At 62.5% G+C, this 7,882-nt stretch carries 5 protein-coding genes and 2 pseudogenes; 1 reads left to right on the top strand and 6 read right to left on the bottom strand.

The features are described 5' to 3' along the window. Positions 1-103: 103 nt before the first annotated feature. The 5 genes and pseudogenes from MRY75_RS08650 to MRY75_RS08630 form a co-directional block, all read right to left on the bottom strand. Positions 104-559: pseudogene (locus tag MRY75_RS08650) on the bottom strand (SMC-Scp complex subunit ScpB); the annotation flags it as partial. Further along, complete coding sequence (locus MRY75_RS08645; protein ID WP_292306983.1) at positions 556-1,509, bottom strand: DUF1403 family protein; 954 nt, start codon at positions 1,507-1,509, stop codon at positions 556-558. The gene MRY75_RS08645 and the pseudogene MRY75_RS08650, both read right to left, overlap by 4 nt. 204 nt (positions 1,510-1,713) lie before the next feature. Further along, positions 1,714-2,730, bottom strand: a complete 1,017-nt coding sequence (locus tag MRY75_RS08640; protein WP_292306981.1) for a TniQ family protein — start codon at positions 2,728-2,730, stop codon at positions 1,714-1,716. Beyond that, positions 2,727-3,608, bottom strand: a complete 882-nt coding sequence (locus tag MRY75_RS08635) for a TniB family NTP-binding protein (RefSeq protein WP_292306980.1) — start codon at positions 3,606-3,608, stop codon at positions 2,727-2,729. Before MRY75_RS08635 ends, MRY75_RS08640 begins: the two co-directional genes overlap by 4 nt. Beyond that, positions 3,598-5,244: a Mu transposase C-terminal domain-containing protein gene (locus MRY75_RS08630; RefSeq protein WP_292306978.1), complete on the bottom strand. Its 1,647-nt coding sequence runs from the start codon at positions 5,242-5,244 to the stop codon at positions 3,598-3,600. Before MRY75_RS08630 ends, MRY75_RS08635 begins: the two co-directional genes overlap by 11 nt. Before the next feature lie 118 nt (positions 5,245-5,362). Here MRY75_RS08630 and MRY75_RS08625 point away from each other — a divergent pair, with 118 nt between their 5' ends. Continuing rightward, a complete protein-coding gene (locus MRY75_RS08625; protein WP_292306977.1) occupies positions 5,363-6,481 on the top strand; it encodes a tyrosine-type recombinase/integrase in 1,119 nt (372 codons plus the stop codon). A 1,189-nt stretch (positions 6,482-7,670) separates the two neighbouring features. Here the strand turns inward: MRY75_RS08625 and MRY75_RS08620 are convergent. Next, a pseudogene (locus tag MRY75_RS08620) lies at positions 7,671-7,874 on the bottom strand (ParB/Srx family N-terminal domain-containing protein); the annotation flags it as partial. Positions 7,875-7,882 lie beyond the last annotated feature (8 nt).

Raw genomic sequence — 7,882 nt, 5'->3', positions numbered from 1 at the left:
GCATCGGAAACTCCTTTGCCCACCATGGAATCAGATCAACGGCGCATCGGGAAGCCCAAACATCCCAGATGAGTCAGACGTCATCGCCTGTGGTATTATAGCGCAGCCGGGCCAGAAGATCGCGGCTGACCTCCTTGCCGAAGATGTCGGCCAGCCCCGCCCGGTCGATCGGCTGGTGATAGGCGATCGCGCAGAGCACGCCCATCTCCATTTCGGTGAAGGCCAACGACTGCTCACCAAGATCAGCGGCGGCCTTGATCGCGTCCGCGAACTGGCCCCTGGTCCGGAACATCCACCCGCCAGCTACCTGTACCAGCTCGTAGGGGCGGCCGGTCAACTCGGCCTGGATGTCCTCGATCAACATCTCGACCGAGGCCCCCTGGCCCACTACACCCGCAAGATCCTCACGTCCGACCGGCGAGGCGCTGGAGAACAGCACCGCTTCGATCCGCCCCATCCATTCGCGCCAGCGCAGCTCCTGCGGCAGGTCGTCCAGATCCCGGTCAAAGACGGCGCCGACCTCCTCCGCCGGTTTCTGCTTCCGGGTCGCGACCGTCATGATGCGATCCCGTAGAGTCGGAAGGTCGGCCGCCCGGTCAGTTCTCGTGCCACTTCAAGCTCCACCAGCCGATCGCAGAACCGCCGCGCGGCGCGATCGGTCATGGAGATCGAGGTCCCGCGAATACGCGGCGACAGCATCGACGCCGGGGTTACCGCATCTTCGGTCAGGAACAGCTCGACCGCCGCGTCCGACCCTTTGGCCCGCAGCTTCGGCGCAACGGCGCGAAGGGCCTCGGCGCGTCGGGCCAGATCCCGCGCCACCCGGATCGACTCTTCGATAGCCTCGAGGATCCGCACCTCGACTGCGAGATCGGCCCCCTGCCCTTCTGCGGTCAGGTCGCGCAGAACCGCCTTTGTCAAACGCTGCGCAGTCACGGATAGCACCTGCTTCCAGTTCAGCGCCCTCGCCAGGACGACATCCGAGAGCAGGCAGGCGGTGCGCTCTGCCCGGTCGTCGACTTCGAGCACGGCGCGCAGGGCGGCGACGCAACCCGACAACGGACCATGGGTCCGTGCGCGCTCCAATCCCACGTCGAGCCAAGCGCCCAGCTCGCCCGCGAACTCCGCGCCAACGAAGTCGGCGATCTCGCCCGTCCGGCCTGCACGAAGCCGGACGCCTTCGCGCCAGAACACCAAAAGATCGCCATCCGGACCCCGTGCTTCGCCTGGCGGCGTCAGATGGAAAGCGTCGCGGATGTCCGCCTCCCGCGCCAGCCGCCCTTCCAGTTTCGAGGTCGCCGTTGCGGCGCTTAGCGCCAGCCGGTTGGCGAGCAGCTTCACGGGCACACCATGCCTGGGATCACCGACTAGATAATCGAGCACCGTCAGCGCCGCTCCCGACCGAAAGGCCACAGTTTCAAGGGTTTCCGCACGTCCTGAGGTGACCCAGCCCGGCAGGTGCGGTAACTTGTCCAAGTCGTTCGAGATGGCTGTCGGCTGGTATGTCATACCACAACACTAGTCTCTCGCGGCGCTTTGGTCTACAATATGATGTATAAACCGCCCCACTCTGCGACGTTCAGATATGTCCAATAAGTTTGCATTATCGGACATAAAAAGATATGCTCACAAGCATGACCAAAACGCACCAGAGATTGTCGGATGACCGGAATTCATGAGATTCAAGCACTTCCCTGAAAAACGAACCGGGGTTCATGAGATTCTGGAGCGGTATTCATGAGACTGGTAGAGTCGGAATTCGTGAGACTGGCGACGTTTCTTGGGCTTTGCAGCATTCTGACGCTCTCTCTCGTCGCGTTGAGCACGCCAGAGCCGGGCTGAGATACGTCTCCTCAACGAGAGAGGCCATGTCGCAAGCGCCTCGCGAACCCGCACCTGCCCGTCCACGTCGCTCTTCAGCAAGATGGAGATCGCTTGGTCGACCGGGTTTCCGACAACCCGACCGATCCCCACCGTCAATGCGAAACCCTGTAGAAGTGAGCCCTGCGCCAAAGCGTGCAGGCCGGGACGCACGGGTTTGGCCAGGACTGGCGCAACCTCGTCATACTCTGGAACGACAACCGTCAGCGCCTGGCGGATAATCGGCGTCGTGAGGAAGTCATGGTAGTCGCGCCGGGTCTGCAACGACATGCGCGGTTGCTCGGAAAGAGATGGGGGCGAGGCTCGGCGGTGTCGTGTTGTCAGAAGGGCCAGTATCTCGACTGGCCCCAAATCCCCCTGACCGAGTCCCTGAACCCACGCATCGAGAACAGCAGCCCCGACCTTTGCGGGCGCGTCCGCTGTCGCCATCCGTTTTGCACCCAGCACAACAGGCAGCGCCTCGCCTGTCGTACCCTGATAATCAGAACCATGGACAGGACACCGAAAAACCCACGGAAGAGCCGCGGACTTGCTCTGCACGTCGGCGGGACACATCGGGCAGTGATACCGGTTCCTGCGGATCATCATCCGGGCCTCCGGAATCAGTTCACCGAACGTCACCCCCTGCACGACCTGGGACGAAAGCCCGGTTCGGGCCTCGATCCGAGCCCCCTCCCCTTCCGACATTCGCCATTCCAGATCGAACACATCGCGGCCGGACAAGCCAAGCTCGGCCAGAAACTCCGGTACTGTCATCGCGTAGAACGGCGCCATGCGGGCGATCCAGGAAGATAGGCGCTCGTCCGCCTCGGGTGGGAACACCACCGGCAGAAGGCCCTGCCCGATCACACCGGCTCTCCCAAGACCACCTGCAACCTGTCACCACCCAGAATGTCACGCGAGAGGATGCGTTCCTCGCCGCTTGCGATGGCGGAGATTGCCAGCTGACACATGATGGAAAATATCCCCGAGGTGATGCCGCCGGTCACCTTGATCATCCGCGAGAGCGCCTTCTCGCCGATCTCGCTTTCGCGCCGGAGCGGCAGGCTGCGCATGAGCGTGCTCATCAGCCCGGTGAAATCGGCCCCGTCCTGCCAGGGCGGCAGGCCGAACGCCTCAAAACGGCGCACCAGCTGGTCATCGGTGCGCAGCGCATTACGGGCCTGGGCGGTGCCGACACAAACGAGAGGAGCGCGCAGCTCGTTGCCCAGAAATCGCAGCATGTTCAGGAACCGTGCCTGCTCGCGTATCGTGCCCGCCTGTAGGCTATGGATTTCGTCGATCACCAGCATATGAGGGCGCAACTCGGTGAGCAGCCGCAGAGCCAGGCTTTCAAGAACGGCAAGCGTGGCACGGGGAGGTTCCGGGGCCCCGATTGCAGCCAGAATCCGGCGGTAGAACCTTGTCTCATCCGGGCCTGAGACCATCTGCACCGCGACGACCGGCATGTTGAGCCGCCCGCTGGTGTCGTCGAAGCTTGAGGGGTGATCGCGCGTGAATTTCTCGATGATCATGGTCTTGCCCATGCCGCTTTCACCGACCAGGAGCAGGTTTGGCATCCGGGCGCGCTCCGGGAAGGACAGCAGGGTTTCCAGCTTGGCGAGCGCCGCCTCCGCCCGGGGATAGGACACCCATCGGTCGGCACGGATGCGCAGGATGCGTTCCTCGGCGCTGAGAGCGGCAATCCTGCCTGCGTTCGGATAGAGATGCGGAAACTCAGTCGTCATCGTACCACTCCTCGACATAGAAGCCCGGGTGATCTTTCAGCGCATTGCCCTTGTTTTCCGGCGCAGGAAGCGCTTCGGGCGCATCTGGCCCAGGCGTCACATCGATTATCGGGCGTTGGTCGAGATGCGCCCGCCGGGCCTGGTGGCGTCGTATCGCCTTGGTCTGCCGCGCGGCGCTATCGACGAGATCGCGCTGCGCCTCGATCGTCCGAAAGATGAGCTCCTCGTCTACCGACCGGCGACCGGCCTCCCGCAAGGCCCTCCGCGCCGCGCGGTGTTCCCAGAGCGTGATTGCAGGTCGCGTCAGGTCCGCGGGCCGGGCCTCAATGATGCCGTCCTCGGTCAGAACGAAGATACGCGAGAGATCGCGTGGGTCGTATTTTAACGTGTATTTGCGGGTTTCCTGGCCCATCAGCCAGCGCAGCTCGTTCGACCAGTAGCGGATGTGGAAGAGGTGAAAACCGTCGCGTTGAAGCACACGCTGCTCCGAAGGCAGAAAATCGACCAGGAACTGACGCAGATCGGCGGGCATGCGGACCTTGGGTTCGCCGGCACGCAGCTCCCAGGCCGCTGAGGGCGTAGTTTCCAAGGCGCTGTGAATGCGCGCGTGGTAGGAGCCGGTGATTTCGAGCGCCAACCAGGTTTCCAACTCGTCGAGCGTCATCACCGCCTCAGCCTCGGCGTCGAGATCGCCACGTTCGAAGATGTTCGAGAAATGCGAGCCCGGCAACAGATGCACTGCGCCCATCATGGTGCCGATCAGGCGCTCGATATGGCCGCCATAGCGCGGTGTGCCGGGCGGGCGGTACCGCAGATCGATCTGGTACTCGGCGCAGGCGTGTCCGAAGGCACGGGCATGGAATTCCGCGCCGTTGTCAACGTAGATCGCCTTGGGAATGCCCTGCGTGGGCCAGCCTGTATTGATCCCGCGCGCCGCCAGCCAGTGCGACTTGTCCATCACCGCATGGGTCACGCAAAGCGCAACGGAAAGAAGCGAGGGCGGTTCCAGAGACAGGTGAAACCCCAAAATCATGCGGCTATTCACATCTATCGCCACGGTCAGCGTCGGCCGGCCAAGCGGGCGCCGGGTCACTGGATCGACTACCGTCACATCGACCTTGGTATGATCGATCTGGACGATGTCGAGCGGGTGGGCCGCAGTGAGCGTTCCGGGCGTGGCAAGGTGGCGGCGCTCCGCCTTGTCCTTCCCCTCCCGCCTGGCCATGAGTTTTGCCTGATCCTTCAGATCCAGCCAGCGGCCAAGGCGCCTGATCGAAGGAGGTGCCAGTCCCTGCGATCGGCAATCGGCTGCAACCTCGCGCCAGAACCGGGTCTTGGTCGGTTTGCGGCGGGTGGCATAGAAGCCTTTGAAATGGTGGACCACAATCGCCTCCACCGCCGGGTCCAAGGGCAGCATGCCCGGTTTGCGGCCCGACGTATTTGGCAGGAGCGCACTGGTCCGCGCATTTTCCCGGAACTGCCTCGCTAAACGATAGACCGTCGCCCGGCTGATATCCAACTGTCGCATCGCCCAATCAACGTCACCTTCGGTGAGCTGTTCCGGCAGCTCGGCAAGCACTCTTGCGCGAAACTCGGCTTCTTCCCAGTCTTGGTCAGCTGCGGGATTATCGGACATGACTTGAGCGACGCACGGATGCTGTGTAGTCTCACGAATAGTGACTCACATCCATGTACAGTCTCATGAATTCCGACTCAATATCGAAAACGAAGTACCGGCAAAGCCTTGAAAACAAATGGACCGCAGTCTCACGAATACCGGCAGACCGACAGAGAAGTCGACATCATCAAACTCTGGTGCGTTTTGTATCGCTCAGAACGGCGACAGCGATCAAGAAAAAAGCGACGACATCTCCCTACCCGCCCACGTCGCGGGATCCGGCAGCCTTGATCGCCTGGTCGACGCCGCCCGAGATTATGCGCGCGCCGCAGCTTCTGACAATACGCTGAAAGCCTATGCCAAGGATTGGGCGCATTTCGCGCGGTGGTGTCGGATGAAGGGCGCGGAGCCTCTGCCCCCGTCGCCTGAAATGATCGGGCTTTATCTCGCAGACCTGGCGTCCGGAGCGGGCCCCTCCCCTGCCCTATCGGTCAGTACCATCGAACGTCGCCTCTCCGGCCTTGCCTGGAACTATGCGCAACGCGGCTTTGTCCTCGATCGTAAGAACCGCCACATCGCAACAGTGCTGGCCGGGATCAAACGCAAACACGCCCGTCCGCCGGTGCAGAAGGAAGCGATCCTGGCCGAGGACATCCTCGCGATGGTCGCCACCCTGCCCTACGACCTGCGCGGGCTCAGGGACCGCGCCATCCTGCTCCTCGGGTACGCCGGCGGGCTCCGCCGCTCCGAGATCGTCAGCCTGGATGTCGGAAAGGACGACACGCCCGATTCAGGCGGCTGGATCGAGATCCTCGACGACGGCGCCGTGCTGACGCTCAACGCCAAGACCGGCTGGCGCGAGGTCGAGATCGGTCTGGGATCGTCTAACTCCAGCTGCCCTGTGCATGCGCTCGAGCAGTGGTTGCACTTCGCCAGGATCGACTTCGGGCCGGTCTTTGTCGGCACCACTCGGGGTGGAAAGAAGGCCCTGGAGACAAGGCTGAACGACAAGCATGTCGCGCGGCTGATCAAGCGAACGGTCCTGGACGCCGGCATCCGATCCGAACTGCCCGAAAAGGAACGCCTGGCACTGTTCTCTGGCCATTCTCTGCGCGCAGGTCTCGCCAGTTCGGCCGAGGTGGACGAGCGGTATGTGCAGAAGCACCTTGGCCACGCTTCGGCACAGATGACCCGCCGCTACCAACGCCGCCGCGACCGCTTCCGCGTGAACCTGACGAAAGCCGCTGGATTGTAATCTTGCGAACTGTCATCCTGTCATTAATCCTTGGCCGGTCTGAGCTGATGAAGTCAAGAAGATCTGCATCTTCAGCCTGCTCGGTGTCGGGAACGGGCTCAGGCAAGGGCTTCAACGCACCATCGTCCTCGTCGTCGCGTGCGTTCGCGCCAAGCGCTTGACCAGCAGAAGTGATTTCCGTACCGTGGCCGATACCATCCGCGTAACTCCCCGTTGAAAGCTCAGCGCCCTGCTGTCGGTTCACAGCTGAAGACATCAGCGTATTCCCGAGGCTCATCCTCGGGCCGGACAAAGCCGCGATTAACGACAAGCTCGCCATGCGATAAAGCGTCACAAAAGCCCCTGCCCGCGCGATCTCTTCATCGTCGAAGATCAACGGCCGAGTCTCGAGCTTCTCCATCGCAATTTCCAACTCGCCAAGTCGCGCGTCGACTTCCTCGGGGAATTCATCCTGGCCCTCGTATTCCTCTTCGAGCGCCCGGTATTCGGCAAGAAGCTTGGCATGGGCCGCGCCTTCGTCATCCGTCATCGGTGCCGGGTCTCCGCTCAGCCGCCGCAAACCGTGGCTGTAGCCATAGGGCAGGTCGAGCGAGACCTCGATCCATTTCCAACCTTCGGTCGCAATGGCTTCGGCTTCAGCCTGAAGCTTCTCGCTGACCAGACGATCGAACAGGGCGGGGTCTTCCAGCCAGCCGCCGTCATCGCCCTGGAAGAGGTCGTGCAACATGGTGCCGCCAGCAGACTCATAGGCATCGATGCCGACAAAGACAGCACGACGATCGGATGCCCGCACCGAGGTTTCCGTCAGCATCCGCCGGATCTGATAGGGCTCCTTGTTCCAGGACGAGCGGATCGCCTCCCAGACCTGAACCTGGCGCTCATGATCCGGGTTAACCGTCAAGGCCATCAGCTGCTCCAGCGTCATTTCATCCTCGGCATAAAGCTCGAGCAGGGCAGGGGCCACGACGGCGAGTTTCAAGCGCTGTTTGATCACCTGCGGCCTGACGAAGAAGGCGGTTGCGATCTCTTCGTCGCCCTGACCCTTCTCCTGCAGCGCCACGAAGGCGCGGAACTGATCGAGTGGATGCAGGACAGCGCGCTTCATGTTCTCGGCGAGCGAGTCGTCTTCGGCGAGGATCGTGGACTTCGCATCCCGCACGAAGCAGGGAATGGGCGTCGTCTTGGCCAGGCGCTTCTGCTTCACCAAGAGTGACAGGGCCTGGAAGCGCCTACCGCCAGCGGGTATTTTGAACTTGCCTGTCTCGGACCCATCATCCGCCAGAACGGGCCGGACGCACAGGCTTTGCAGCAACCCGCGGCGGGCGATGTCTTCGGCCAGTTCCTCGACCGAGATGCCGGCCTTGATGCGCCGGACGTTGGACTGGCTCAGCACGAGCTTGT

This window comes from Marivita sp., from assembly GCF_022763305.1.
Taxonomy (GTDB): domain Bacteria; phylum Pseudomonadota; class Alphaproteobacteria; order Rhodobacterales; family Rhodobacteraceae; genus Marivita.
This window is presented reverse-complemented; position numbering and strand designations above follow the sequence as displayed.

Excerpts from the sequence above, each read along its gene's own strand:
- MRY75_RS08625 (WP_292306977.1), top strand. The coding sequence starts at position 5,363 with ATGGACCGCAGTCTCACGAATACCGGCAGACCGACAGAGAAGTCGACA.
- MRY75_RS08630 (WP_292306978.1), bottom strand. The coding sequence starts at position 5,244 with ATGTCCGATAATCCCGCAGCTGACCAAGACTGGGAAGAAGCCGAGTTT.
- MRY75_RS08635 (WP_292306980.1), bottom strand. The coding sequence starts at position 3,608 with ATGACGACTGAGTTTCCGCATCTCTATCCGAACGCAGGCAGGATTGCC.
- MRY75_RS08645 (WP_292306983.1), bottom strand. The coding sequence starts at position 1,509 with ATGACATACCAGCCGACAGCCATCTCGAACGACTTGGACAAGTTACCG.